The organism is Burkholderia humptydooensis, from assembly GCF_001513745.1.
Classification (GTDB): Bacteria; Pseudomonadota; Gammaproteobacteria; order Burkholderiales; family Burkholderiaceae; genus Burkholderia; species Burkholderia humptydooensis.
In genome coordinates this window covers 2,455,557-2,480,705 of record NZ_CP013380.1, presented here as the reverse complement: position 1 = coordinate 2,480,705, position 25,149 = coordinate 2,455,557, and the positions used below count along the sequence as shown (strand labels likewise).

At 68.2% G+C, this 25,149-nt stretch carries 18 protein-coding genes; 11 read left to right on the top strand and 7 right to left on the bottom strand.

Annotation, left to right across the window (positions count from 1 at the left end):
* Nucleotides 1-153: 153 nt before the first annotated feature.
* From AQ610_RS37295 to AQ610_RS11080, 7 genes are all read left to right on the top strand, one after another.
* Nucleotides 154-354, top strand: coding sequence for an ISAs1 family transposase (locus AQ610_RS37295; RefSeq protein WP_006026474.1), 201 nt, complete (start codon nt 154-156; stop codon nt 352-354).
* A gap of 192 nt (nt 355-546) precedes the next feature.
* The gene (locus AQ610_RS11105) at nt 547-933 is read left to right on the top strand and encodes a hypothetical protein (RefSeq protein ID WP_006026475.1); all 387 of its coding nucleotides are present in this window, start codon (nt 547-549) and stop codon (nt 931-933) included.
* 320 nt (nt 934-1,253) lie between these two features.
* The gene (locus tag AQ610_RS11100; protein WP_004193573.1) at nt 1,254-1,958 is read left to right on the top strand and encodes a response regulator transcription factor; all 705 of its coding nucleotides are present in this window, start codon (nt 1,254-1,256) and stop codon (nt 1,956-1,958) included.
* A complete protein-coding gene (locus AQ610_RS11095; protein ID WP_009912703.1) occupies nt 1,955-3,319 on the top strand; it encodes a FecR family protein in 1,365 nt (454 codons plus the stop codon). The genes AQ610_RS11100 and AQ610_RS11095 overlap by 4 nt, the downstream gene beginning before the upstream one ends.
* 10 nt (nt 3,320-3,329) lie before the next feature.
* Nucleotides 3,330-5,723 (top strand): CHASE2 domain-containing protein, encoded by a 2,394-nt coding sequence (locus AQ610_RS11090; protein ID WP_006026477.1) that lies wholly within the window; start codon nt 3,330-3,332, stop codon nt 5,721-5,723.
* Between the two features lie 89 nt (nt 5,724-5,812).
* Entirely contained in the window at nt 5,813-6,430 is a 618-nt protein-coding gene (locus tag AQ610_RS11085; RefSeq protein WP_009912702.1) for a DUF4136 domain-containing protein, read from the top strand.
* A 331-nt stretch (nt 6,431-6,761) separates the two neighbouring features.
* Nucleotides 6,762-8,426: a hypothetical protein gene (locus AQ610_RS11080; protein WP_231748911.1), complete on the top strand. Its 1,665-nt coding sequence runs from the start codon at nt 6,762-6,764 to the stop codon at nt 8,424-8,426.
* 82 nt (nt 8,427-8,508) lie between these two features.
* Here the strand turns inward: AQ610_RS11080 and galU are convergent, their stop codons facing one another.
* Nucleotides 8,509-9,393: a UTP--glucose-1-phosphate uridylyltransferase GalU gene (gene galU / locus AQ610_RS11075; RefSeq protein ID WP_006026480.1), complete on the bottom strand. Its 885-nt coding sequence runs from the start codon at nt 9,391-9,393 to the stop codon at nt 8,509-8,511.
* Between the two features lie 86 nt (nt 9,394-9,479).
* On the bottom strand, nt 9,480-12,347 hold the full coding sequence (locus AQ610_RS11070; protein ID WP_006026481.1) for a valine--tRNA ligase: 2,868 nt from the start codon (nt 12,345-12,347) through the stop codon (nt 9,480-9,482).
* Between the two features lie 140 nt (nt 12,348-12,487).
* Here AQ610_RS11070 and AQ610_RS11065 point away from each other — a divergent pair, with 140 nt between their 5' ends.
* Complete coding sequence (locus AQ610_RS11065) at nt 12,488-14,860, top strand: UvrD-helicase domain-containing protein (RefSeq protein ID WP_006026482.1); 2,373 nt, start codon at nt 12,488-12,490, stop codon at nt 14,858-14,860.
* On the top strand, nt 14,857-15,645 hold the full coding sequence (locus AQ610_RS11060; protein ID WP_006026483.1) for a 5'-methylthioadenosine/adenosylhomocysteine nucleosidase: 789 nt from the start codon (nt 14,857-14,859) through the stop codon (nt 15,643-15,645). Before AQ610_RS11065 ends, AQ610_RS11060 begins: the two co-directional genes overlap by 4 nt.
* A 75-nt stretch (nt 15,646-15,720) precedes the next feature.
* Here AQ610_RS11060 and AQ610_RS11055 read toward each other — a convergent pair whose 3' ends face one another.
* Entirely contained in the window at nt 15,721-16,974 is a 1,254-nt protein-coding gene (locus AQ610_RS11055; protein ID WP_006026484.1) for an MFS transporter, read from the bottom strand.
* Between the two features lie 345 nt (nt 16,975-17,319).
* Between AQ610_RS11055 and AQ610_RS11050 the strand changes: the two genes are divergently transcribed.
* Nucleotides 17,320-19,005: a methyl-accepting chemotaxis protein gene (locus AQ610_RS11050; protein ID WP_043282568.1), complete on the top strand. Its 1,686-nt coding sequence runs from the start codon at nt 17,320-17,322 to the stop codon at nt 19,003-19,005.
* Nucleotides 19,006-19,076: 71 nt separating this feature from the next.
* Here AQ610_RS11050 and AQ610_RS11045 read toward each other — a convergent pair whose 3' ends face one another.
* Genes AQ610_RS11045 through AQ610_RS11030 form a run of 4 tightly spaced genes read right to left on the bottom strand, consistent with a single transcriptional unit; the run spans nt 19,077 to nt 23,863 of the window.
* A complete protein-coding gene (locus tag AQ610_RS11045) occupies nt 19,077-19,955 on the bottom strand; it encodes an efflux RND transporter periplasmic adaptor subunit (RefSeq protein WP_009912687.1) in 879 nt (292 codons plus the stop codon).
* Between the two features lie 13 nt (nt 19,956-19,968).
* Nucleotides 19,969-20,172, bottom strand: a complete 204-nt coding sequence (locus AQ610_RS11040; RefSeq protein ID WP_004191885.1) for a DUF1656 domain-containing protein — start codon at nt 20,170-20,172, stop codon at nt 19,969-19,971.
* A complete protein-coding gene (locus tag AQ610_RS11035) occupies nt 20,169-22,370 on the bottom strand; it encodes an FUSC family protein (RefSeq protein ID WP_006026487.1) in 2,202 nt (733 codons plus the stop codon). The genes AQ610_RS11040 and AQ610_RS11035 overlap by 4 nt, the downstream gene beginning before the upstream one ends.
* Before the next feature lie 14 nt (nt 22,371-22,384).
* Entirely contained in the window at nt 22,385-23,863 is a 1,479-nt protein-coding gene (locus AQ610_RS11030; protein ID WP_144411942.1) for an efflux transporter outer membrane subunit, read from the bottom strand.
* Between the two features lie 218 nt (nt 23,864-24,081).
* On the opposite strand from AQ610_RS11030, the gene AQ610_RS11025 reads away from it, so the two are divergent.
* Nucleotides 24,082-25,023 carry a LysR family transcriptional regulator gene (locus tag AQ610_RS11025; protein WP_009912680.1) on the top strand — a complete coding sequence of 314 codons (942 nt, stop codon included), beginning with the start codon at nt 24,082-24,084 and terminating at the stop codon, nt 25,021-25,023.
* Nucleotides 25,024-25,149: the final 126 nt, after the last annotated feature.

The following is a 25,149-nucleotide window of genomic DNA, read 5'->3' as shown; positions in this document are numbered from 1 at the left end:
GTGGCCGGGCATGCGCTCGATCGCAATGGTCGAGGCCACACGCGAGATCGGCGGCACGGTGTCGGTTGAACGCCGGTATTACGTGACGAGCTACCGCCCGATGCGGTGCGCGTGGCGCACGCCGTGCGTTCCCACTGGGGCATCGAGAATTCGATGCATTGGGCGCTCGACGTGGCATTCGGTGAAGACCAGTGCCGGGTGCGGGTCGAGAATGCGGCGCAGAACTTTGCCATCCTGCGGCGCATCACGATGAACCTGCTGCGCAAAGATACTCAGACCAAGGCCGGCCTCAAAATCCGTCGACTCAAGGCCGCCACCAGCGACAACTACCGGGCTCAACTCCTTGGCTGGTAAGGACCTTCATGCGATTGCCCTGGCGCGCCGCGTCGTGTCTGACAATCCTTAAACCACCTTCCTGCGCGCGTTGCCTATACTGCGCTGTCGAGTCTCGTCTGCGGAATCGCGCCGTGTCGCACGGCGGCTGCGAGCGGGACGTATCGCAAAGAACAGGCTCGTGCGTGTCGCCGCGGCTAACTGGGGGAGGTCATGCTGTTCAGGTCGGGAACGATTCGAATACCGTTCGAGCCGAACGGCAGGGCGCGCGAGCGGGCGCGGCCGATCCAGCGCGTCGAGCTCGATCCCGAGCATGACCGCCATGCGCGCGCCGCGCTGGAAGCGTATGCGGATTCGAGCGCGAACGAGATGCCGTGGCTCGCCGAATGGATGCGCGAAGCGCTCGGCGGCCCGCAGCCGGATCTGACGCGGTGCGCCGCCACCATCGAGCGCGTGTTCGACCTCGCGCACGCGTGGGCGGCCGGACAGCCGGATTACGCGGGCGCCTCATGGGAGCACGTGCGCGGCCGTCTGCATGAAGCATTGCAGCACGCGCCGCGTGCGATCGCACCCGATGCGCTCGAAACCGATCCTGTCTGACGATTGTTTCGTTTCGCCGCGCTGCCGGCCGCGCGTGCGGCCGGCAGCGCGGTCATCGCGTTGACATAATTACGCGGCGATACGCACATTTCTCCGGGCGTTTTCATACTACCATCATGAAAACGCCGATCAGGCGTGCCCCGTTTTTGAGATATGGGGTGATCGATCACATAGAATACCGGTTCGCGTGTGGCGCGCCGGACAACCTTCACCATTCAGCCGATAATGGCGAGTTACAACGAATCGGGGGCTCGTGCGGGCCTGCCCATTGCCGCTCGGCGGTTGCGGGAGCCTGAATGGATTTCGTTTTGCGGGGTGCTATGAGAATTGCTGTACTGGATGACGATCAGGCTCAGACGGACTTTGTCAGTCAGACGCTGACGGCCGCGGGCCATACATGCTATGCCTTCAAGGAAGGCAAGGCGCTGAAGAAGCGGCTGCAGCGCGAGACCTTCGACCTGCTCGTGCTCGACTGGAACGTGCCGGACATGTCCGGCGAGGAAGTGCTCAAGTGGGTGCGGGCGAACCAGGTCGAACATCGCCTGCCGATCATCTTCATGACGAGCCGCGACGACGAGGCGGGCATCACGCAGATCCTGAACGCGGGCGCCGACGACTACGTCGTGAAGCCCGTGTCCGGTCCGATCCTGCGCGCGCGGATCGGCTCGCTGCTGCGCCGCGCGTATCCTGTCAACGCGGAGTCGTCGATCCGCGAGTTCGACAACTACAAGTTCGACGCGAACCTGAAGCAGGCATACGTCGGCGACAAGCCGGTGAGCCTCACGCAGAAGGAGTTCGAGCTCGCGCTGCTGCTGTTCCAGCATCTCGACCGGCCGCTGTCGCGCGCGCACATCCTCGATCTCGTCTGGAAGCAGGCGACCGACATCCCGTCGCGCACGATGGACACGCACATCTCGATGCTGCGCACGAAGCTCGGCCTGCGTCCGGAGAACGGCTACCGGCTCGCGCCGATCTACGGCTACGGCTACCGCCTCGAGCGCGTGATGCAGGGGGACGCCGAGTGAGCGCACGCGGGATCGTGACGCAGTCCGTGCTGACGGCGTGCTGCGCCGCAGCCGCGGCTCTCGCGGCGCAGCACGCCGCCGCGCAGTCGCCGAAGAATCCGTCCGCGCAGACCGTCGATTACACGACGCGCGGCGGCGACACGCTGTACGACGTCGCGGCCCGCTATCTGCAAGGGTCGGACGACTGGCCGCTCGTCGCGCAACTGAACGACGTGCCGGTGCCGAAGCACCTGCGGCCGGGCATCGTGCTGAAGCTGCCCGCCGCGCGGCTGCGCAAGGAGCCGCTGTCGGCGCGCGTGATCGCCGCGCACGGCGCGGTCGAGAGCGCGGGGCGCGGTGCCGTGCAATTCGCGCCCGTGGCCGTCGATGCGACGCTGACGGAAGGCGACCGCCTGCGCACGGGCGCGAACGCGTTCGTCACGCTCGAGCTCTCGGACGGCACGCACCTGAGCCTGCCGCCCGACAGCCAGATCGATCTCGCGACGCTGCGCCGCACGGTGCTCACGGGCACGCTCGAGCGCGTGATCGATCTGCGCCGCGGCTCGGTCGACAGTGAAGTCACCCATCTGAAGAAGAAGGACGACCGCTTCCAGATCCGCTCGCCGTCGGTCGTCGCCGGCGTGCGCGGCACGCGCTTTCGCGTGAATTACGACAAGGACGGCCATGCGTCGACGACGGTCGAAGTGCTCGACGGCACCGTCGGCGTCGCGCCGAGCGCGAAGCGCGCGACCGACACGCTCGTCCACGCGAACTTCGGCAACGTGACGAGTGCGAGCGGCGTCGTCGGCAACCCGATCGCGCTGCTCGACGCGCCGCGGCTCGTCAACCCGGCGAAGGTCCAGGACGATCCGCAGGTCGCGTTCGATCTCGTGCCGCTCGGCGGCGCACAGTACTACCACGTGCAGATCGCGCGCGACGCGGGCCTGTACGACCTCTTCAAGGAAGTGCAAGTGACGGCGCCGCACGCGACGTTCGCCGACGTGCCGGACGGCACCTATTTCGTGCGGATCTCGGCGACCGATTCGCATGGCCTCGAAGGCCAGCCGCGCATCTATGCGTTCGAGCGGCGCCGCTTCGGCATCGATGCGTCGGCGGCGCCCGCCGACGGCGGCTATGCGTTCCGTTGGTCGACGACGGAAGGCGGCCCGTCGGCCGGCAAGACGCGCTTTCGCTTCGTGTTGTCGCGCTCGAAGGACCTGGGCAACCCGATCGTCGACCAGGTCGACGCGCAGGGCGGGCGGATCGCCGTGGCGAACCTGAAGCCGGGCGACTACTACTGGACCGTGATCGCAGAGCGCTACGAAGGCGGCCGTTTCTACGAAAAGGCCGGCGCGGTCAACACGTTCACGATCGCGCGCTGATGGGCGGCGGATGAGATTCGACCGCGCGCAACGGCGGCGGCTGCTCGGCCGCCGCTTTCTCGTCGAGTGGATCGCGATCGGTTGTCTCGGGGTCGCGGTGATCCTCTCGGGCGTCGCGGGGCAGATGACGGCGAGCGTCGACCGGATCATCTACGACCGTCTGCTCACGCTGCGCAAGCTGCCGATCGAGTCGAACATCGTGATCGTCGAGATCGACAATCGCAGCCTCGACACGCTCGGCCGCTGGCCGTGGCAGCGCAGCATCCACGCGGAATTCCTCGACGCGCTCGCGAAGACGCATCCGGCGGCCGTCGTCTACGACGTGCTGTTCACCGAGCCGTCCGCCGACGACCGGGCGCTCGCGAAGGCGCTCGACCTCGCGCCGACGTTCCTTCCCGTGCTGCTGAGCCCGGAGGAGCGCGACGGCACGCGCACCGTCAATCTGCCCGTGCCGGTGCTCGCGCGGCATGTCGCGGGCGCGGGCCACATCAATCTCGAAGTCGATCCGGACGGCATCGTGCGCAGCGTCGCGCTCTTCGAGAGCGACGGCCGGCACCGCTGGCCGCAGTTGATGGTGCACGTGTTTCACGCGCTCGAGAACGGCCAGTTGAAGCTCGCGCAGCCGGCGCCGATCGCGCGACGCGCGCACGACATCGCACAGGACGACAACGGCGAGTCCCGCTATTTCATCCCGTTCAGCCGCGCGTCGCAGAACTATCCGGCGATCTCGTTTGTCGACGTGCTCGCGGGCCGCGTGAACCCCGACGAGCTGCGCGGCAAGATCGTGATCGTCGGCGCGACCGCGTCGGGGCTCTACGACCGTTTCGCGACGCCGATCTCGGGCGAGTTCGGCCCGCTGCCGGGCGTCTACATCCATGCGAGCGTGCTCGACACGCTGATGACGGGCCGCGCGATCTCGCCCGTGTCCGGCTGGCTCGTGTTCAGCGCGTCGCTGCTGCCGCTCGTCGTGCTGCTCGCGGGCTTCCTGATGCTGTCGCCGTGGCGCTCGCTGCTCCTCACGCTGAGCCTCGCCGGGCTCGCGGTGGCGTCGAGCGCGGCGCTCCTCTACGAGGCGCGGCTGTGGCTGTCGCCCGCGCCGGCGATTTTCGGGCTGATCGCCGCGTATCCGATCTGGAACTGGCGGCGTCTCGAGATGACGATGTCGTACCTGCGCTACGAACTGCAGCGCCTTGCCGACGAGCCGCATCTGCTGCCCGAGGCGCCGCGCGAGCGCAACGAATTCGGCGGCGACGTGCTCGAGCGGCAGATGGCGCTGATGGCGCAGGCCGCGCAGCGCGTGCAGGACATGAAGCGCTTCGTCTGGGACAGCCTCGACAGCATGCCGGAGCCCGTCGTCGTGACCGATCTCGCTGGCACCGTGCTGATCGCCAATCACGCGGCGAAGCGCTACTGCGCGCGGCTGAACGCGCCCGCGCCGGAAGGGCGGCCGCTGCGCGTCGCGTTCGGCGAGCTGGCGTTCACGAAAACGGTCGACGGCAACGCCGAGCAGGACGTCGAGATCCGCACGCACTGGCCGGCCGCGCTCGACCCGACGCGCGACTACGGGAACGACGTGATGGAGCGCGGCATCGAGGTCCGCGACCGCAGCGGCCTCGACCATCTGCTACGCTACGCGCCGTGCACGAACGCGCAGGGCAACGTGACGGGCTGGATCGCCGGCCTCGTCGACGTGACCGCGCTGCACGCGGCCGAGCGGCAGCGCGAGGAGGCGCTGCATCTGCTGTCGCACGACATGCGCTCGCCGCAGTCGTCGATTCTCGCGCTCGTCGAGATCGAGCGGCAGCGGGCCGAATCCGAGCACACGCGCGGGCTGCTCGCGCGCATCGAGCGCTACGCGCAGCGCGCGCTGATGCTCGCCGACGAGTTCGTTCAGCTCGCGCGCGCGGAATCGCAGACGTATCAGCTCGAAGCGGTGAGCTTCGCCGACCTACTGATCGACGCGAGCGACGAAGTCTGGCCGCAGGCGCAGGCGAAGCGCATCCGCATCGACACGTTGTTCGGCGACGAGCCGTGCTGGGTCGGCGCCGACCGCTCGCTGATGACCCGCGCGCTCGTGAATCTGTTGAACAATGCGGTCAAATACAGTCCGACGGACACGGTGATCGCGTGTACGCTATCGGTCGAACCGGGCACGAAGCGCATGCGTTGCACGATCCGCGACCAGGGCTACGGCATTTCGCTCGACGATCAGCGGCATCTGTTCGAGCGCTTCAAGCGGTTTCACACGAACGAGCGGCCGGAGGTCGCCGGCTCCGGGCTCGGCATGGCGTTCGTCAAGACCGTGGTCGTGCGGCATGGCGGCGGCATCGGCGTGGACAGCACGCCGGGCGTCGGCACCGCGATCACCGTGTCGCTGCCGACGCTCGACGAGCCGTCGGCGTGACGACGCAGGCATTCGACCGCCCGGCGCGAGTGGGGCTCGCGCGCGGGCGGATGGCTAGGACGGGGGCGAACAGCGATATGGGAGAAGCTATGAAAGTCTTGTGGACGGGGGCGGCGCTGGCGGCCGCACTGTTGTCCGGGTGCGCGTCGGTGACGACGGGCGTCAGCGCATCGGCGGCGCCGGGGGCGCTGGCGGGCGCGCGAACCTACGATTTCGCGCGCACGGCCACGCAGGCCGACAACGCGGATTACCGGCAGGTGGAGACGCTCGTGCGCCGCGAGCTCGCGCAGCGCGGCTTCGACGAAGCGGACGGCGCGCAGGCCCGCTACCGCGTGACGATCGCCTATGCGACGCAGCCGGCGTCCGTCGCGCTGACGATGCCGGGCTGCGGCGGCGCGCAGCAGCCGGCGTGCGTCGCGGTCGACGGGCCGGCGCCGTTCGCGCTGCCGTTCGCGGGCACGGTCTACCGGCACGTGCTGACGCTGCGCTTCGTCGAGCGCAGCAGCGGCAACGACGCGTATCGCGTGTCGGCGGCCGTGCAGGACCGCCATCCCGACGCGCTGCGGGCGACGCCCGTGCTCGTGAAAAGCGCGCTTGCGCGCGTGCCGTTTTCGGACGGCGGCGGCTGGCTCGTGAAGACGAAGCAGGGCGAAGCGGGGGCGACGCCGGGCGTCGTGTCCGTGAAACCCGCCAGCGCCAAGCCGTAACGCGCGACCGTCACGCATCAGGCATCGCCCTTCCGTTTCCTTCGCGCCTCTTCATTCGCGTTTCGTGCGCCCGCTTCGCGTCCGCGGGCGGCGCGCACGACCGGTCTTCCCATACTGCCGACACAGTGCCGACATGGATCGTTTTCATGCGGCGGTCACGATTTCCTAACCCTTGAAAGGAAACACCATGGACGGTCCGGGATCGATTTCATCGAATACGCACGGCTTGGGCGCGCAGCGCATGGAGGCGGAGGAGCCGGTTGCCGGCCCGTCGACACGGACAGCGCCGCATGCGCGCGATACGCGTCGCACGCCATCGATCCTGGCGCGCATGCCTGGCTCGCCATCGTTGCACCAGCCGCCCGCACTGCGCAGTAGCTCGCAGACGACGAACCCCGGCGCGTTGCGGACGTTCCTGCGGCAGGGCAGACGGGCGGGTGTCGAGTCGTCGTCGGTGGCTGAAGAGATCGAACTGCGGGAGCGCGAAACGCAGAGCGAGACCGTCTCCCAGCAGGATGCGATCATGCCGGTTCGGCCGCAGGCGACCGAATCGGTGCCGTATATCGCGATACAAATCGATCCGCTTGAAACAAGACCGGATCGCGACGCGCCCGCGCCGACCCCGCAGCAAATGGCGGCGGTGGTGAATACGTTGCAGCAGGCGAGCCAGGGACGGATAACGGCCGCGGAGGTCGCGAACAGCCTGGTCAATGCGATCGGCGGTTGGGGAACGGCAGCGTCCAGGCAGGCCAGTGCGTTCGGCAACTCGGTCGCGAGCGGCGCGCAGGACGCGTTGAGCGCCGGCTCCCGATTCGCGCGGACGACGTACGCGCAGGCAAGCACGGGATTGAGCACCGTGTACGACCGGACGAGCGCCGGATTGAGCCATGCATACGGGCAGGCGAGCGCCGGACTCGGTCGTGCGAAGGACGCGGCGCTCGAAGAGGGCGGGCGAATCGTCACCAACGCCTACGGCGACAATCAGGCCGTGATGGGATGGGTGGCCAATTTCATCAACGCGGCCAGCCACGAGCTCGCCGGAACGGGTGGCGCGACCATCCTGCGCGAGCTCGCGGGCGCCTGCACCGAGGCGTTGTTGCAGCACTACGAGGTATCGCCGGAGAGCCGCGCGCTCGGCGTCGCGGTGCTGTACACGGCCGCGGGCGCGGGCAACCTGATGGCGATGATTCACAAGCACCACAAGGGCGTCGCGACGAGCGACACCTACAAGGGCCATGCGATGCAGATGCTGACGCTGCTCGGCACGGTGGTCGCCGCCGGCGCATTGGGCCGCGGCCAGAACGGCAACGGCCAGTTCGGCCTGCTGGCGACGCAGTTGCCGAACGCGGTGAAGTCGTTCGTCTACACCGCGCGCGACCTGTTCAATCTGGAGCTGCCGCTCGAAAGCAACCATGACGACGACTACGAACACCCCGTTCGGGCGCAGGCGCTCAATAACATCCCCTACGTGCCGAACCAGTATCTCGTCAACGACGGTCAGGGTTTTTTCGGGACGTCCGGCGCGGGCTTCGTCGATGCGCTGCGTGACGGGAAGCTGACCCTCCCAGAGGGGATGCGCGAGTTGACCGGATATGTCGGCTCCAACGTTGCCGGCGAAGCTACCGATGCGATCGGTTCGCGGCTCGTCAACGAACTGACGACGCATGGCCTCACGCAGCACGCGTTCCACCAGATCCGCGATCTGCGCATTCGCTGGTCGAAGATCGACACGTCGGAACAGAGCTTCACTTCGCAACTGGCGGACAAGGCAGCGGGCGCCGGCATCGCGCGCGCCAGTCTGTTTCTCAACGTCTATGGATTGAGCGCGGTCGCCACGCATCTGCTGTCGCAGACGTCGCTCGACGATACGGCGAAGAGCCATCTCGAGAACGTGCTCGGCGCGCTGCTGGTCGGCGCGGGATGTGTGCAATTCGCGATGAGCACGAGCAGCCAGCCGGCGCAGCCGCACGCAGCGACGCATGCCGCCGAGGCTTGAAGCAAGCTGCCGATGAAGCGGTGAAGAGGCCGGCCGTCGGTAGCCGGTGCGGCGGGCGAAACCGTTCGCCGTGCCCGCCGGTTCAGGACTGTGCCGCGCTGCCGTCGCGTGCGCGCAGATACGCTTCGAACTCGGTCCTCACTTCCGGGTGGCGCAGCGCGAACTCGACCGTCGCCTTCAGATAGCCGAGCTTGCTGCCGCAGTCGAAGCGGGTGCCGCGATACTTGTACGCGAGCACCTGTTCGTCCGCGAGGAGCGCCTGGATCGCGTCCGTCAACTGCAGCTCGCCGCCCGCGCCCGGCTTGAGCGCGCGCAGATGATCGAAGATCCGCGGCTTGAGCACGTAGCGGCCGACGACGCCGAGGTTCGACGGCGCGACGTCGGGCTCGGGCTTCTCGACGATCGCCGACATCTTGATGATCGAGTCTTCCCATTCCTTGCCGTCGACGATCCCGTACGACTTCGTGTCCGTGGGCGGGATCTCCTCGACGCCGATCACCGAGCTGTGATAGTGGTCGAACACGTCGACCATCTGCTTCATCACGGGCGGATTGCCGTCGAGCAGGTCGTCGGCGAGGATCACCGCGAACGGGTTGTCCGCGACGAGCTTCTCCGCGCACAGCACCGCGTGGCCGAGGCCGAGCGCTTCCGGCTGGCGCACGTAGAAGCAGTCGACGTGGCTCGGCTTGATGTTGCGCACGAGATCGAGCAGCTTTTCCTTGCCGCGCGCTTCCAGTTCCGCCTCGACTTCATACGATTTGTCGAAGTGATCCTCGATCGCGCGCTTGCTGCGGCCCGTCACGAAGATCATCTCGGTGATGCCCGCTGCAATCGCTTCTTCCACCGCGTACTGGATCAACGGTTTGTCGACGACGGGCAGCATTTCCTTCGGGCTCGCCTTGGTGGCGGGCAGGAACCGCGTGCCCAGGCCCGCGACCGGGAAAACCGCCTTGGTGACTTTCAACATGATTGAACCCTTGCTCCTCGTATCGATTCGATCGAAACAAATGGTGATTGCAGCATTATAGTGAACGCAAGATTCCTTACGGACTGTTACGCCGGCAGCCGCGCGAGCTGCGCGCGGAGTTTCGCCAACGTGCCCTGAAACTCCGCGAGCCGCTTTTGCTCCTGTTCGACCACCGCGGGCGGCGCCTTCGCGACGAACGCCTCGTTGCCGAGCTTCGCGTTGCACTTGACGATTTCGCCTTCGAGGCGCGCGATCTCCTTCGACAGGCGCTCGCGTTCCGCCGCGACGTCGATCTCGACCTTCAGCACCAGCTTGTTGCCTCCGACGATCGCGATCGGCGCGCCGTGAGCGTCGGCGTCGAGCGCCGCCTCGTCCGGCAGCACGCGCACTTCGGACAGGCGCGCGAGCGCCTGCACGTAAGGCGCGAACGCCTGCAGCTTCGCCGCGTCGCCGGCCGCGAGGAGCGGCACCTTGGTCGCCGGAGACAGGTTCATCTCGCCACGCAGATTACGGCATGCGTCGACCACCGCCTTCAGTTCGGCCGCCCACTGTTCGGCCGCCTCGTCGAGCTTCTTCGGCTCGGCGACCGGATAGGCCTGCACCATCAGCGACGCTTCGCCGTCCGCGTGGCCCGCCGGATAGCGGCCGGCGAGCGGCGCGACCTTCTGCCACAGCGCCTCGGTGATGAACGGAATGATCGGGTGCGCGAGGCGCAGCACCGTTTCCAGCACGCGCAGCAGCGTGCGGCGCGTCGCGCGCTGCTGCTCGGGCGCGCCGTTCTGGATCTGCACCTTCGCGAGCTCCAGATACCAGTCGCAGTATTCGTCCCAGACGAACTTGTAGATCGCGTTCGCGATGTTGTCGAAGCGATAGTCGGCGAAGCCCTTCGCGATGTCCGCTTCGACGCGCTGCATGAGCGACACGATCCAGCGATCCGCCTGCGAGAAATCGAGATGGCCGCCCGGGCCGCAATCGCCCGCGCCGCAGACTTCCGGCTTGTCGAAGCCGCAGTCGTGGCCTTCGCAGTTCATCAGCACGAAGCGCGTCGCGTTCCACAGCTTGTTGCAGAAGTTGCGGTAGCCTTCGCAGCGCGCGAGATCGAAGTTCACGTTGCGGCCGAGCGTCGCCATCGACGCCATCGTGAAGCGCAGCGCGTCGGTGCCGAACGCGGGGATGCCGTCCGGGAATTCCTTGCGCGTCTTCTTCTCGATCGTCGCCGCCTGCTTCGGATTCATCAGGCCCGTCGTGCGCTTCGCGACGAGCGCGTCGAGGCCGATGCCGTCGACGATGTCGATCGGGTCGAGCGTGTTGCCCTTGCTCTTCGACATCTTCTGGCCTTCGGCGTCGCGCACGAGGCCGTGTACGTAGACCGTCTCGAACGGCACCTTGCCCGTGAAGTGCGTTGTCATCATCACCATCCGGGCGACCCAGAAGAAGATGATGTCGAAGCCGGTGACGAGCACCGACGACGGCAGGAAGTGCTTCAGCTCAGGCGTCTCGTCCGGCCAGCCGAGCGATGAGAACGGCACGAGCGCGGACGAGAACCACGTGTCGAGCACGTCGTCGTCGCGCTTCAATGCGCCTGCGTAGCCCTTCGCGGCGGCCTGCGCGCGCGCGTCTTCCTCGCTGCGCGCGACGAAGATCTCGCCGTTCTCGCCGTACCACGCGGGAATCTGATGGCCCCACCATAGCTGGCGCGAGATGCACCAGTCCTGGATGTTCTCGAGCCATTGGTAGTAGGTGGTCGTCCAGTTCTCCGGCACGAACCTGATCTGGCCGCGGCGCACGACGTCGAGCGACACCTCGGTGATCGACTTGCCCGGATGGAACGTGCCTTCCGGCGCGGGCTTCGTCATCGCGACGAACCACTGGTCGGTCAGCATCGGCTCGATCACGACGCCCGTGCGGTCGCCGCGCGGCACCATCAGCTTGTGCGGCTTCACCGATTCGAGGAAGCCCTGCGCGTCGAGCTCGTCGACGATGGCCTTGCGCGCGTCGAAGCGGTCGAGGCCGCGGTACGCCGCGGGCGCGTTGTCGTTGATCTTCGCGTCGAGCGTGAGGATCTCGATCGGCGCGAGCTGGTGGCGCAGGCCGACCTGATAGTCGTTGAAGTCGTGCGCGGGCGTGACCTTCACGACGCCCGTGCCGAATTCGCGATCGACGTAGTCGTCCGCGATGATCGGAATCTCGCGGTCGCAAAGCGGCAGCTTCACATGCCGGCCGACGAGGTGCCTGTAGCGCTCGTCTTCCGGATGCACCATCACCGCGACGTCGCCGAGCATCGTCTCGGGGCGCGTCGTCGCGACGCTCAGGTGGCCCGGGCCGTCCGCGAGCGGGTACCGGATGTGCCACAGGTGGCCGTTTTCCTCTTCGCTCGCGACTTCGAGATCGGACACCGCGGTGAGCAGCACGGGGTCCCAGTTCACGAGGCGCTTGCCGCGATAGATGAGCCCCTGTTCATAGAGGCGGACGAACACTTCGCGCACGACTTCCGACATCCTGTCGTTCATCGTGAAGTATTCGCGCGACCAGTCGGGCGACGCGCCGATGCGGCGAACCTGGCCCGTGATCGTCGAGCCGGATTGCTCCTTCCATTCCCATACGCGCTCGACGAATTTCTCGCGGCCGAGATCGTGGCGCGACACGCCCTGCGCATCGAGCTGGCGCTCGACGACGATCTGCGTCGCGATGCCCGCGTGGTCGGTGCCGGGCACCCACAGCGTGTTGTGGCCGAGCATCCGGTGGTAGCGCACGAGGCCGTCCATGATCGTCTGATTGAACGCGTGGCCCATGTGCAGCGTGCCCGTCACGTTCGGGGGCGGCAACTGGATCGAGAAGTCGGGCCGGCTCGGGTCGAGCGCGGGGGTCGCGTAGCCGCGCTTTTCCCATTCCGGCCCCCATTGGGATTCGATGGTCTGGGGCTCGAAACTCTTCGCAAGCGTGGTGTCGCTCATGGTAGGAAATTCGCCGAAAGATGGGGTGATTGATGCGGAAACCGTCAATTATAAATGGATGCGCATCCGCCCGGGCGGCGCCGGCCGCGCGCGATTTATAATGTCGGGTCCGCGTCCACCCGCTCGACCGCTTTCTCTCCATGCCCGATCTGCTCGCGAACCTGAACCCCGAACAACTCGCCGCCGTCACGTTGCCGAACGAGCCGGCGCTGATCCTCGCCGGGGCGGGCAGCGGCAAGACCCGCGTGCTCATCACGCGGATCGCGTGGCTGATCCGGCAGGGCTATGCGTCGCCCGCGACGGTGCTCGCCGTCACGTTCACGAACAAGGCCGCGCGCGAGATGATGGCGCGCCTGTCCGCGATGATGCCGATCGACACGCGCGGCATGTGGATCGGCACGTTCCACGGCCTCTGCAACCGGATGCTGCGCGCGCACTACCGCGACGCGGGGCTGCCGCAGACATTCCAGATCCTCGACACGGCCGACCAGCTCTCCGCGATCAAGCGGCTGATGAAGGCGGCGAACGTCGACGACGAGAAGTACCCGCCGAAGAACGTCCAGTACTTCATCAACAACGCGAAGGAGCAGGGGCTGCGCCCCGACAAGGTCGACGCGACCGACAGCTTCAACCGCAAGTTCGTCGAGCTGTACCAGGCGTACGAGCAGCAGTGCCAGCGCGAGGGCGTCGTCGATTTCCCCGAGCTGCTGCTGCGCTGCCACGAGCTGCTCGCGCACAACCCGCCGCTGCGCGCGCACTACCAGGCGCGCTTCAAGCACATCCTCGTCGACGAGTTCCAGGACACGAACAAGCTGCAGTACGCGTGGCTCAAGCTCCTCGCGGGCGGCCACAACGCGATCTTCGCGGTCGGCGACGACGACCAGTCGATCTATGCGTTCCGCGGCGCGAACGTCGGCAACATGCGCGACTTCGAGAACGAATTCCGCGTGCGCAACCTGATCAAGCTCGAGCAGAACTACCGCTCGCACGGCAACATCCTCGATGCGGCGAACCACCTTATCGCGAACAACGCGCACCGGCTCGGCAAGAACCTGCGCACCGACGCGGGCCACGGCGAGCCCGTGCGCGTCTACGAAGCGGCCACCGACGCGCAGGAGGCGGCGTGGATCGTCGAGGAGATCCGCTCGCTCGTGAATACGGGCCTCGCGCGCAGCGAGGTCGCGGTGCTGTACCGGAGCAACGCGCAGTCGCGCTCGATCGAGCACACGCTGATGACGGCGGGCATTCCGTACCGCGTGTACGGCGGCCTGCGCTTCTTCGAGCGCCAGGAAGTGAAGCACGCGCTCGCGTATCTGCGCCTCATCGACAATCCGAACGACGACACCGCGTTCGCGCGCGTCGTCAACTTCCCGACGCGCGGCATCGGCGCGCGCTCGATCGAGCAGCTCGCCGACGCCGCGCGGCTGTACGACTGCTCGATGGCGGCCGCGATTCCGTACGTGACGGGCAAGGCGGGCTCGAGCCTTTCGTCGTTCGCGAACCTGATCGCGAAGATGCGCGCGGAAACCGCGCAGATGAGCCTGCCCGAGACGGTCGAGCACGTCGTGCGCGCGAGCGGCCTCGCCGATTTCTATCAAGGCGAGCGCGAGGGCCAGGATCGCCTCGAGAACTTGCAGGAACTGGTGAACGCGGCCACCGCGTTCGTCTCCGAGGAAGGCTACGGGCTCGATACGCCCGCACGCTCGATTCCGCTGCATGCGCGCGCGAGCGCGGCGCCGGAGCTCGCGGCGGGCGGCGCCGATCCGGCCGATGCGGTGCTCGCGCCCGCGAACCTCGCCGATCCCGCGCAGAACCCGGATGCAATGACGCCGCTTGCCGGCTTCCTGTCGCACGCGTCGCTCGAGGCGGGCGACAACCAGGCGCAGGCGGGCCAGGACGCGGTGCAACTGATGACGGTCCACGCGGCGAAGGGGCTCGAGTTCGCCGCGGTGTTCATCACCGGGCTCGAGGAAGGGCTCTTTCCGCACGAGAACAGCGCGCTCGAATCCGACGGCCTCGAGGAAGAGCGCCGGCTGATGTACGTCGCGATCACGCGCGCGAAGGAGCGGCTCTACCTGTCGTTCGCGCAGAGCCGGATGCTGCACGGCCAGACCCGCTACAACATCCGCTCGCGCTTCTTCGACGAGCTGCCGCAGCACGTGCTCAAGTGGCTCACGCCGAAGGTCGAGGCGGGCGCGCGCTGGGGCGGCCGCTCGGACAATGCCGGGTGGGGCCGCGACTGGTTCGCGCGGCCGGGCGGCGGTGGCGGCGGCGCGCGCGCGGGCGTCGTCGACGCGGCGGTGTCCGCGCCGCTGCCCGCGTTCGCGAACCAGCAGCGCGAGGCCGAAAACGGCTTTCGGATCGGCCAGCAGGTATTCCACACGAAGTTCGGCGAAGGCACGGTGACGGCGCTCGAAGGCAGTGGCACCGACGCGAAGGCGCAAGTCAAATTCAAGCGGCACGGCGAGAAATGGCTCGCGCTCGCGGTCGCGAAACTGCAGGCGGTCGAATGAATCAGCAGACGTTTTTCGACCGGCCGCTCGGCATCCTCGCCGCGCTGCCGGAGGAGTTGGGCGACCTTGTCGCCGCGATGCGCGACGGCGGGCCCGTCGACACGATCACGCTCGGCCAGCGCGACTACCACGTCGGCGTCGCGCACGGCGTGCCGTGCGTCGTCACGCTCGCGCGGGTCGGCAAGGTCGCGGCGGCCGCGACGGCGAGCGCGCTCATTCATCGCTTCGACGTGCGCGCGATCGTGTTCACGGGCGTCGCGGGCGGCGTCGCGAGCGAGGTGAGCATCGGCGACGTGGTCGTCGCCGATGCGCTGCTGCAACACGATCTCGATGCGTCGCCGCTCTTTCCGCGCTTCGAGGTGCCGCTGCTCGGGCTCACACGCTTCGCCGCCGACACGGCGCTCGCCGCGCAGTTGAAGGCGGCCTGCGTGCGCTTCGTCGACGACGAGGGCGCGACGCTGAACGCGCGCTTCCGGTTGCACGGCGCGCGCGTACACGAAGGCCTCATCGTCAGCGGCGACCGCTTCGTGTCGAGCGAACGCGAGGTGACCGCGCTGCGCGACACGCTGCCGGACGCGCTCGCGGTCGAGATGGAAGGCGCCGCGCTCGCGCAGGTGTGCCACGAGTATGGCGTGCCGTGCGCGATCGTCCGCACGATCTCCGACACCGCCGACGACCACGCGAGCACGTCGTTCACGACGTTCCTCACCGACATCGCCGGCGCCTATTCGTCGGGCATCCTGAAGCGGTTTCTGGCCGCGCACGCGAAGGCGAACGCGGCCTGATCCGAAGCATGGCGTTCGGCGCGGCCGGCGCGCGCTCGCGCGTCGCCCGTCGGCTGCTTCGGTCTTGTCGATCCCTCAGGCGCCTTGCCTGCCGAGCTTCTTCCTGCCCTCGACGTTCGGCAGGAACACTGTCAGCACGCCGATCAGCGGCAGGAACGAGCAGACCTTGTAGACGAACGCGATGCTCGTCGCGTCGGCGAGCTGGCCGAGCACCGCCGCGCCGACGCCGCCGAGGCCGAACGACAGCCCGAAAAAGAGCCCGGCGACCGTGCCGACCTTGCCCGGAATCAGCTCCTGCCCGTAGACGATGATCGCCGCGAACGCGGACGCGAGCACGACGCCGATCACGATGGTCAGCACCGTGGTCCAGAACAGGTTCGCATACGGCAGCAGCAGCGTGAACGGCGCGACGCCGAGGATCGACGCCCAGATCACGTACTTGCGCCCGATCCGGTCGCCGACCGGCCCGCCGATGATCGTGCCCGCCGCGACGGCCGCGAGGAACACGAACAGATGGATCTGCGCGGCCTGCACCGACAGGTGGAACTTGTCGATCAGATAAAACGTGAAATAGCTGTTGATGCTGGCGAGATAGAAGTACTTCGAGAACACGAGCAGCACGAGCACGCCGAGCGCGAGCCCGACCTGGCGGCGCGACAGCGTCGGATGCGCGGCGTGCGCGGCCTTCTTCTTCGCGGCCGGATGACGCTGATACCAGCGGCCGATCTGCACGAGCACGAAGATCGCGACGAGCGCTGCGACCGAGAACCACGCGATGCTGCGCTGGCCGTGCGGGATCACGATCAGCGCGGCGAGCAGCGGCCCGAGCGACGAGCCGGCGTTGCCGCCGACCTGGAACAGCGACTGCGCGAGCCCGTGCTGGCCGCCCGACGCCATTCGCGCGACGCGCGACGATTCGGGGTGAAACACCGACGAGCCGCAGCCGACGAGGGCCGCCGCGGCGAGCAGGAACGGGAACGTCGGCGCGAACGACATCAGCAGCAGGCCCGCGAGCGTGAAGCCCATGCCGACGGGCAGCGAGAACGGCTGCGGACGCTTGTCCGTATACAGGCCGATCACGGGCTGCAGCAGCGACGCGGTGATCTGGTACGTGAGCGTGATGAGGCCGATCTGCGCGAACGACAGCGCGAATTCCGCTTTCAGCATCGGGTAGATCGCGAGGATCAGCGACTGGATCATGTCGTTGAGCAGATGCGAGAAGCTGATCGCGCCGAGCACCGGGTAGACGGTGCGCGAGACGGCGGCGGCCGGCGCGGGCGATGCGGCGGGACGGGCAACGGGCGGGCGGTTGTCGAGGCTGGTTTCCATACGGATGCGAGTGTCTCGGAAGGGGCGCGGCGTGCCCGTAAGGGCGCGGCACGTGTTTTTCTTTGATGGGTCAACGAAGTGTAATGTGTCGCTTCGGCAATGTCCGGCCAACTTTTGTTGCAAATCGGACAACCCCGCGCGCGACCGTTGCGCGCGTTCGCACGCCGGCCGCGTGTTTAGCGTTTGCGCGGCCGGCGGCCGGGCGTTGCGTCCGGAACGACGGGTAATACCCCACTCAAGAAAAAAAAGCGCCTGCCGTAGATGCTGTCGAGACGTATCGCGCGAGCGCCGACGGTCAAGCCGAAACCGCCTTTTCGGCCGCAGCATCAGAACGGGGATCCATCGATGAAAGGAGTATCGCTGCCCGGCAAGCACTTCTTGGCCGACGACGCGACGGGGAACCCCGGGCGCCCGCCCGAGCCCGGCAAGCCCCATCGCCCGCGCCGCGCATGGTCGGTGAAGACGACGCTGCGCGCCGCGTTCGCGATGCTGCTCGTCGGCACGCTGGCCGTCGGCCTGTTTTCGCTTGCGCAGATCAGCCGGCTCAACAGCTCGATCAAGTCCGTGTACGAGCAGGGGCACGTCGCGAGCCGCGCGGCCGAGGAGGTGCGCGCGTCGGTGCTGCGCGCGAGCCGCGCGCAGAAGATGCTGATCACCGCGACGACGGCGAAGGAGCGCGACGATCTCGGCGCGGACATCGACACGGGGCTCGCGGTGATCGGCGCCGAGCTCGCGACGCTGCAGCGCCACGCGGACGGCGCGGCCGACGGCGCTGCGCGCCTGAAGGCGTTCGGCGCGGCCGTGGCCGCGTGGAGCGCGCATCTGCGCGACTTCGTGAAGCTCGTGCGCGAGCAGCCGCTCGACCTGTCGCAGATGAGCTGGCAGGTCGGCTCGCAGGACGTGTCGCTGCTCGTCGAGACGGGCAAGCTCGAGAAGCTCGTCGACGGGCTCGTCGACGCGCGCGGCGATGCGTCGAAGGCGACGCTCGATGCGTCCGGCGCGATATTCCGCGAATCGTTCGCGATGCTCGCCGCGATGACGGCGGCGCTCGTCGTGCTCGCGTTCGCGATCGCCGCGTGGGTCGTGCGGCGGCTCGGCGCGCAACTGGGCGGCGAGCCCGCGTATGCGAAGGACATCGCGGTCAGCATCGCGCGCGGCGATCTGTCGAACGCGATCCGGCTCGACGCGCGCGACCACGACAGCATGCTGCATGCGCTGCGCGACATGCAGGAGGGCCTGGCCGGCACCGTGCGCGAGATTTCCGCGAGCGCCGAGGCGATCGCGTCCGCGGCGGGCGAGATCGCGATGGGCAATCTCGATCTGTCGCAACGCACCGAGCAGCAGGCGGTCGCGCTCGAGCGCACCGCGTCGAGCATGGGGCAACTGACGTCGACTGTCCACCAGAACGCGGAGAACGCGCGGCAGGCGAGCGCGCTCGCGGCGAACGCGTCGTCGGTCGCCGAGGCGGGCGGCACGGTGGTCGGCCGCGTGGTTGCGACGATGAACGAGATCGACGAGAGCGCGAAGAGCATCCGCGACATCATCGGCGTGATCGAGAGCATCGCGTTCCAGACCAACATCCTCGCGCTGAACGCGGCCGTCGAGGCGGCTCGCGCGGGCGAGGAAGGACGCGGATTCTCGGTCGTCGCGAGCGAGGTGCGCTCGCTCGCGCAACGCTCGGCGACGGCCGCCAGGGAGATCAAGGGGCTGATCGGCGCATCGGTCGAGCGGGTCGCGAACGGCGCGGTGCTTGCGCAGGACGCCGGGCGCACGATGGACGACGTCGTGCGCGCGGTGAAGCGCGTGACCGACATCATGGGCGAGATCTCGGCTGCGTCGAACGAGCAGAGCTCGGGCATCGACGCGATCGAGCGCGCGGTCACGCAGATGGACGCCGGCACGCAGCAGAACGCGGCGCTCGTCGAGGAGGCGGCCGCCGCCGCGCGCTCGCTCGACGAGCAGGCGCAGATGCTCAAGGCGATGGTCGGGCGCTTCCACTTGCCCGCGCGCGCGGTGGGCGCGGTGGATTGAGCGCGCGCGATCCGGATTGCACCGCCCGCGGTTCGGCGCGCCCGCGCCCGCGCCCGCATCCGCGTCGCGAGCTACGATTTGCGCTTGCCGCCGTCGGGCTCGACGATCACCGTGCAGGTCGTGCCCGCCGACAGCACGAGTTCCTTCGGCACCTCGTCGATATGGATGCGCACCGGCACGCGCTGCGCGAGCCGCACCCAGTTGAACGTCGGGTTCACGTCGGCGACGAGGTCGCGGCTCTGCGGATTGTCGCGATCGTAGATGCCGCGCGAGATGCTCTCGACATGGCCTTTCAGCACGCCGCCGCTCATCAGCCGCATCTCGGCCTTCGCGCCGATCTTCACGCGCGGCAGCTTCGTTTCCTCGAAATAGCCGTAGACCCAGAACGAATGGCTGTCGACGATCGCGAGCTTCGCCTGGCCGGCACTCGCGTAGTCGCCCTTGAAGACCTGCAGGTTCGTCACGTAGCCGTCGACGGGCGCGACCACGCGCGTGCGCTCGAGATTGAGCCGCGCGGCGTCGAGCGCGGCGAGCGCCTGCTGGTACTGCGCCTCGGCGCTCGACGCGGTCTGCGCCGAATTCTCGCGGCTTTCCTTCGACACGACGAGCGCGTCGAGATCCGCGCGGCGCGCGGCGTCGGCGCGGCGCATCTGCAGCTCCGCGCGGCGGGCGGCGACGGCCGCCTGCGCTTGCTCGACCGCGATCTGGTAATGCGACGGATCGATCTGCAGCACGAGGTCGCCTTTCTTCACCAACTGGTTGTCGCGCACCGGCAAGTCGACCACCGCGCCCGACACGTCCGGCGCGACGTTGACGATCTCCGCGCGCACGCGGCCGTCGCGGGTCCAGGGCTCGTCCATGTAGTGGACCCACAGCGTGCGCCCGATCAGGATCGCGACGATCAGGATGGCGGCTGTCGCGACGAAGCCGAAAAGTTTTCGCAAGAGCATGGTTCGATTCATATCAACGGTAGACGGCGAGGCTCAGCCCGCCGCAAATGCACACGAGAAGGCTTGCCCGGAACAGCGACGGGTGCCAGACGACGCGATAGAGGCCCGTGTACGCGAGCAGGCGGTCGATCAGCCAGGTCGCGAACGCGCCGATGACGAACATCAGCACGACGGTCGGCACGTATGCGTCGAGAATCGCGAGGTCGCGCGGCATCATGATGAAACTCCTTGTCGGTCGGGCGGCACGCGCGCGCCGTTCAGCGCGGCGAGCGGAGATTCCGGATCGAGCAGCGCGGTGCGCACGAAATGCAGGTGCGACAGGATCCGCTGCATCTGGTGGCGCTCCTCGCGCGGCGGCGCGAACGTGACGAGCGCCTGCTGCGTCGACGCGATCGCGTCGACCGCGGCGGCGAGCGCCGCGTGAAAGCGCGCGGGCGCCGGCTTGCCGAACAGCGCGGCGAGCGCGTCGCGCGCCGCTTCGATCTTGCGCCGCCACGGCATCGTCGCCGCATAGCGCGGATCGCGCGGCAGCGCCGCGAGCTCGTCGCGCAGATCGATCACCGCGTTGCCGGTCTCGAGCACGGCGAACATCCAGCGCAGCGCGTCGCGTTGCGCGTCGGGCTGGTCGGCGGATAGGCCGTGCGCCTGGAACATCAGATCGCGCGCGCCGCTCTCGAAGCGCGTGCGCAGCCCCGGCAGCCTCGCGTGGCACGCGGCGACCGCCTGATGGCGCAGGTCGGCGAACAGGCGCTTCTTGAGCCACGGCGCGCTCGGCGGGAACAGCACGGCGAACGCGATCGCCGACACGATCATCGACAGCACGAGCGCGAGCGCATCGTTCATGAAGCCGATCGGGTCGTAATGCGTGAGGTTCTCCGGGCCGGCGAGCGTGCAGAAGAAGATCAGGTAGCCCGCACCGCAGCCCGCGTACTTCGGCTTCAGCGACATGAACACGCCGGGCGCGAGGAACGGCGCGAGCGCCGCGCACAGCAGCGCGAAGCCGTCGATGTGCGGATAGACGCCGAACATCAGCACGAAGCCCGTGACGACCGCGAACGCGGTGCCGAGCGCCATCTGCGCGGCCATCCTGGTCGGCTGCGGCGACGACGACGCGAGCGCGCACACGGCCGCCGCGTTCAGCACGAGCATCACGCCGCTCGGCCATGCGCTGCAGATCCAGAACACGCTCAGCAGCAGCATCACGCTCGCGGTGCGGATGCCCGCGATCAGCGCGGCCGTCGCGTTCGTGCGCGGCTCGTAGCGCTCGATCCAGCGTTCGCGCTCGTGCGTGCTCGCGGCGAGCGACGCGTAGGTCGCCGCGTACGCGTGCAGATCGGTGATGAAGCGGTACAGCAGCTCGGAGGCGGTGTCGAAGTCGAGGAGCGGGAAGTCCGGCTGCGTCTCGTGCTCGGCGCGCGTCGCGCGGATCCGGCGCGGCAGCGCGTCGCGATACGCGAGCAACTGCTCGGCCGCGCGCGCCGCGTCGGCGGACGTGCGCACGTGCTCGCCGTCGTTCGACAACAGCGGCGCGATCTCGCGGAAATACGGTTCGAGCGCGTCCACGGCCTGCGCGCTCGTCGCGTGCAGCCGGTTCATCAACTGGTGCAGCGCGTGAAAGCGGCTCGACGCGGTCATGAACTCGCTGTTCAGCCGCGACAGCCGGCCGCTGCGCATCCGCGTGTCCGGGTTCTCGAACACGGCCATGCTGCGCGCGGCCTCGAAGCCGACGACGTCCGCGACGAAGCGCGTGTGCACGCTCTCGATCTTCGAGCGGTCGAGCGCGCCCGCGAGCGCGTCCGCGACGTAATCGACGAACGCGCCGAAGCGCCGGCGCACGGTCGTGCGCATCTGCTCGCCCGTGTATTGCGGGAAGATCAACGCGCTCACGACGCCCGCCGACAGGATGCCGACCGAGATCTCGGAGACGCGCGTCATCGCGGTCATGAACGCGTCGTTCGGCGCCTGCGACGCGGGCAGTCCGATCAGCGCGGCCGTGTAGCCGGCGAGCAGGAAGCCGTAGCTGCGGAAGTTGCGGTTGCGCGCGGCGCCCGCCGTGCATGCGGCCACCCACAGCGCGACCGCGAGCAGGAACAGCACCGGCTGCTGCGGGAACAGGCCGACGAGCGCGAGCGTCGCGGTCAGGCCGACGAACGTGCCGATGAGCCGGTAGAAGCTCTTCGCGAACACCGCGCCGCTTTGCGGCTGCATCACGATGAAGACGGTCGTCATCGCGGTCTTCGGCGCGGGCAGGTCGAGCACCATCGATACGCCGAGCGCGAGGAACGCGGCGGCGAGTGCCTTCGCGAGATAGAGCCACGCGGCGCCGTCGGTGCGCGCCCAGTCGCTCATCGACGCGACGAATGCGGCGCCGGCCGACTGCGGCGGCGGCGCGGAAGCGGGGGAGGCGGCGGACATGATCGGCTCCTTGGTTAGCGGACGGCGCTCGCCGATGCGGGCGAAGCGCCCGAAGCACCCGAAGCACCCGCACGCCGCGCATCGCCTGCAGGCGCATCATGCGGCGCGTCGTCCGCGGTTTCGAGCCCGCCGCCGAGCGCGACCATCAGCGACGCATGCGCGGCGAGACGCGCGGCCTCGACGCGCGTCTGGCTCTCCTGCGCGCTCAGCAACTGGCTCTGCGCGATGAGCACGTTCACGTAGTCGGTGAGCCCGCGGCTGAAGCCCGTGTGCGACAGATCATACGAGCGCCGCGTGAGCGAGACCGCGCGCGCCGCGTCCTTCTGCTGCGAGTCGAGCGAGTGCAGGCGCACGACGTTGTCGGCGATGTCCTTGAGCGCGCCGACGATCGTCTGGTTGTAGTGCTCGACCGCCTCGTCGTAGCCCGCCGACGCGACGCCCAGTTGCGCGCGCAGCCGGCCGCCCTCGAAGATCGGCAGCGTGAGCGCGGGGCCCGCCGACCAGCCGCCGTTCATCGCGCGCAGGAACGTCGCGAACGGCGCGCTGACCGCGAAGCCGCCGAGCGACGCGATCAGGTCGACGTTCGGATAGAACGCGGCCTTCGCGACGTCGATGCCGCGCGTCTGCGCGTCGACCGTCCAGCGCGCGGCGACGATGTCCGGCCGGCGGCCGATCAGCTCGGCGGGCAGCGCGGACGGCAGGCCGGCGTTCGCGTCGAGCGCGAGCTTCGGCCGCGCGAGCGACGCGCCCGCGCCCGGCCCCTTGCCGGCGAGCGCGGCGAGCTGATGCCGGCCGAGCTGGATCGCCTCTTCGTACGAATCGATCTGCTGCGAATAATCGGGCAGAGGCGCCTCGGCCTGGCTGACTTCGAGCTGCGTGCCGATGCCCGCGCGCAAGCGCTTGCGCGCGAGTTCGGCGAGCTCGTTCTGGCGGTCGTAGGTCGCGTGCGCGATGTCGAGGAGCGCGTAATTCTTCGCGAAATCGATGTATGCGCGCACGACGTTCGCCTCGAGCTCGAGCTGCGCGGCGCGCGCGTCGGCCGCGCGGGCGCGCGCCGCGTCGAGCGCGCGCTCGGCGTTGTTCTTGTTCTTGCCCCACAGGTCGAGGTGGTACGACAGGCTCAGCGTGCCCGTGTTGTTCCAGGTGTCGGCGTTGGCGAGCGGGCCCGGGCCGTAGTAGACGTTGTCCGGCCAGTGCTGGCGCATCAGCGACAGGTTGCCGTTCACCTGCGGCAGCTCCTCGGCGTGCGCGATGCGCGCGAGCGATTGCGCCTCGCGCACGCGGGCCTGCGCGGCGGCAAGCGACGGGTTGCCGGCGAGCGACGCGGCGATCCACGCATCGAGCTGCGGATCGCGATACGCGCGCCACCAGTCGGCCGCGGGCCAGCCCGCGTCGCGGTCGGCCGCTGCGATCGCCGCGCCCGCGTCGAGCGACGCCGGATCGATCTGCTTGGCTTGCGGTGCAACATCGCCCATGCTTGCGCATCCGGCCATTATTGATGAGATTGCAAGAACCGCGAGTGCAAACGTCCCTCTTGTTGCCGGAGATTGCACGATTTTCTCCCTTTCGGATAAAGATGAGTCGAATGCGATTATATTTTTTTGCGAATTGCCAAATAAACCGACAATGGTGCAACGCATTCTTACGAGAATTGAGATAATATTGTTGGATATTTGTGCAACAATCCTCCCGGATTCAATAGGGAAACAGCATGGATACGCTCCAAAACATGCGTGTGTTCGCCCGCGTGGTCGATGCGGGCAGCTTCACGGCGGCGGCGCAGCAGCTCAATTCGACGACCGCGTATGCGTCGCGCGCGGTGTCCGATCTCGAGGCGCACCTGCGCACGCGCCTTTTGAACCGGACGACGCGGCGCATCGCGCTCACGGAGGCGGGCGAGCGCTATCTGCAGCGCTGCGAGCAGATCCTCGCGTACGTCGAGCAGGCGGAGGCCGAGGCGAGCGACGCGCACGCGCGCCCGTCCGGCAAGCTGAAGGTGCACTGCATGACGAGCCTCGGCCAGCACTACACGGTGCCCGCGGTGTCGCGCTACCGGAAACGCTATCCGGAAGTCCAGGTCGACCTGACGCTCGCGCAGCGGCTGCCGGACCTGCTCGACGAAGGCTTCGACGTGTCGCTCGTCGTCGGCCGCGAGCTGCCCGATTCGGGGCTCGTGTCGCAGCGGCTCGGCGAGACGTTCAGCGTCGTCTGCGCGTCGCGCGGCTACATCGAGGCGCACGGCGCGCCGCAGCGGCCGCAGGATCTCGCGAGCCACGTGTGCCTCGGGATGGTCGCGCCGGGCCTGTACTGGGACGAATGGAAGCTGATGGGGCCGCACGGCGAGGAGAGCGTGACGCTCGCGCCGCCGCCGTTTCGCGTGAACGTCGCGGAAGCGCTCGCGGCCGGCATCCGCGAGGGAATGGGGATCGGCGTGCTGCCGCTCTATTCGGCGATCGCCGGGCTGCGCAACGGCGACTTCGTGCGCGTGATGCCCGAATACCGGTCGCACGTGATGAACATCTACGCGCTCTATGCGTCGCGCCAGTATCTCGACGCGAAGATCCGCACGTGGGTGGATTTCCTGCGCGACGAGCTGCCGTCGATCCTCGAAGCCGACGAAGCGGCGCTCGAGCGCTTCACCGTGCAGACCTGATGCGCGCGCGGCGAGCGACGGAATTGACGCATTTTGACGCTATCGCAACACTTTCTTACGCTCAGGCCGTGCCGGGTTTGCTACTGTCTTCCCATGCAATCGCTTGATGCAATCGACGGATCGGGG

Excerpts from the sequence above, each read along its gene's own strand:
- galU (WP_006026480.1), bottom strand. The coding sequence starts at position 9,393 with ATGTTGAAAGTCACCAAGGCGGTTTTCCCGGTCGCGGGCCTGGGCACG.
- AQ610_RS11035 (WP_006026487.1), bottom strand. The coding sequence starts at position 22,370 with ATGTCCGCCGCCTCCCCCGCTTCCGCGCCGCCGCCGCAGTCGGCCGGC.
- AQ610_RS11085 (WP_009912702.1), top strand. The coding sequence starts at position 5,813 with ATGAAAGTCTTGTGGACGGGGGCGGCGCTGGCGGCCGCACTGTTGTCC.
- AQ610_RS11100 (WP_004193573.1), top strand. The coding sequence starts at position 1,254 with ATGAGAATTGCTGTACTGGATGACGATCAGGCTCAGACGGACTTTGTC.
- AQ610_RS37295 (WP_006026474.1), top strand. The coding sequence starts at position 154 with ATGCATTGGGCGCTCGACGTGGCATTCGGTGAAGACCAGTGCCGGGTG.
- AQ610_RS11090 (WP_006026477.1), top strand. The coding sequence starts at position 3,330 with ATGAGATTCGACCGCGCGCAACGGCGGCGGCTGCTCGGCCGCCGCTTT.
- AQ610_RS11045 (WP_009912687.1), bottom strand. The coding sequence starts at position 19,955 with ATGCTCTTGCGAAAACTTTTCGGCTTCGTCGCGACAGCCGCCATCCTG.
- AQ610_RS11105 (WP_006026475.1), top strand. The coding sequence starts at position 547 with ATGCTGTTCAGGTCGGGAACGATTCGAATACCGTTCGAGCCGAACGGC.
- AQ610_RS11025 (WP_009912680.1), top strand. The coding sequence starts at position 24,082 with ATGGATACGCTCCAAAACATGCGTGTGTTCGCCCGCGTGGTCGATGCG.
- AQ610_RS11060 (WP_006026483.1), top strand. The coding sequence starts at position 14,857 with ATGAATCAGCAGACGTTTTTCGACCGGCCGCTCGGCATCCTCGCCGCG.
- AQ610_RS11080 (WP_231748911.1), top strand. The coding sequence starts at position 6,762 with ATGCCTGGCTCGCCATCGTTGCACCAGCCGCCCGCACTGCGCAGTAGC.
- AQ610_RS11070 (WP_006026481.1), bottom strand. The coding sequence starts at position 12,347 with ATGAGCGACACCACGCTTGCGAAGAGTTTCGAGCCCCAGACCATCGAA.
- AQ610_RS11055 (WP_006026484.1), bottom strand. The coding sequence starts at position 16,974 with ATGGAAACCAGCCTCGACAACCGCCCGCCCGTTGCCCGTCCCGCCGCA.
- AQ610_RS11030 (WP_144411942.1), bottom strand. The coding sequence starts at position 23,863 with ATGGCCGGATGCGCAAGCATGGGCGATGTTGCACCGCAAGCCAAGCAG.
- AQ610_RS11065 (WP_006026482.1), top strand. The coding sequence starts at position 12,488 with ATGCCCGATCTGCTCGCGAACCTGAACCCCGAACAACTCGCCGCCGTC.
- AQ610_RS11050 (WP_043282568.1), top strand. The coding sequence starts at position 17,320 with ATGAAAGGAGTATCGCTGCCCGGCAAGCACTTCTTGGCCGACGACGCG.
- AQ610_RS11040 (WP_004191885.1), bottom strand. The coding sequence starts at position 20,172 with ATGATGCCGCGCGACCTCGCGATTCTCGACGCATACGTGCCGACCGTC.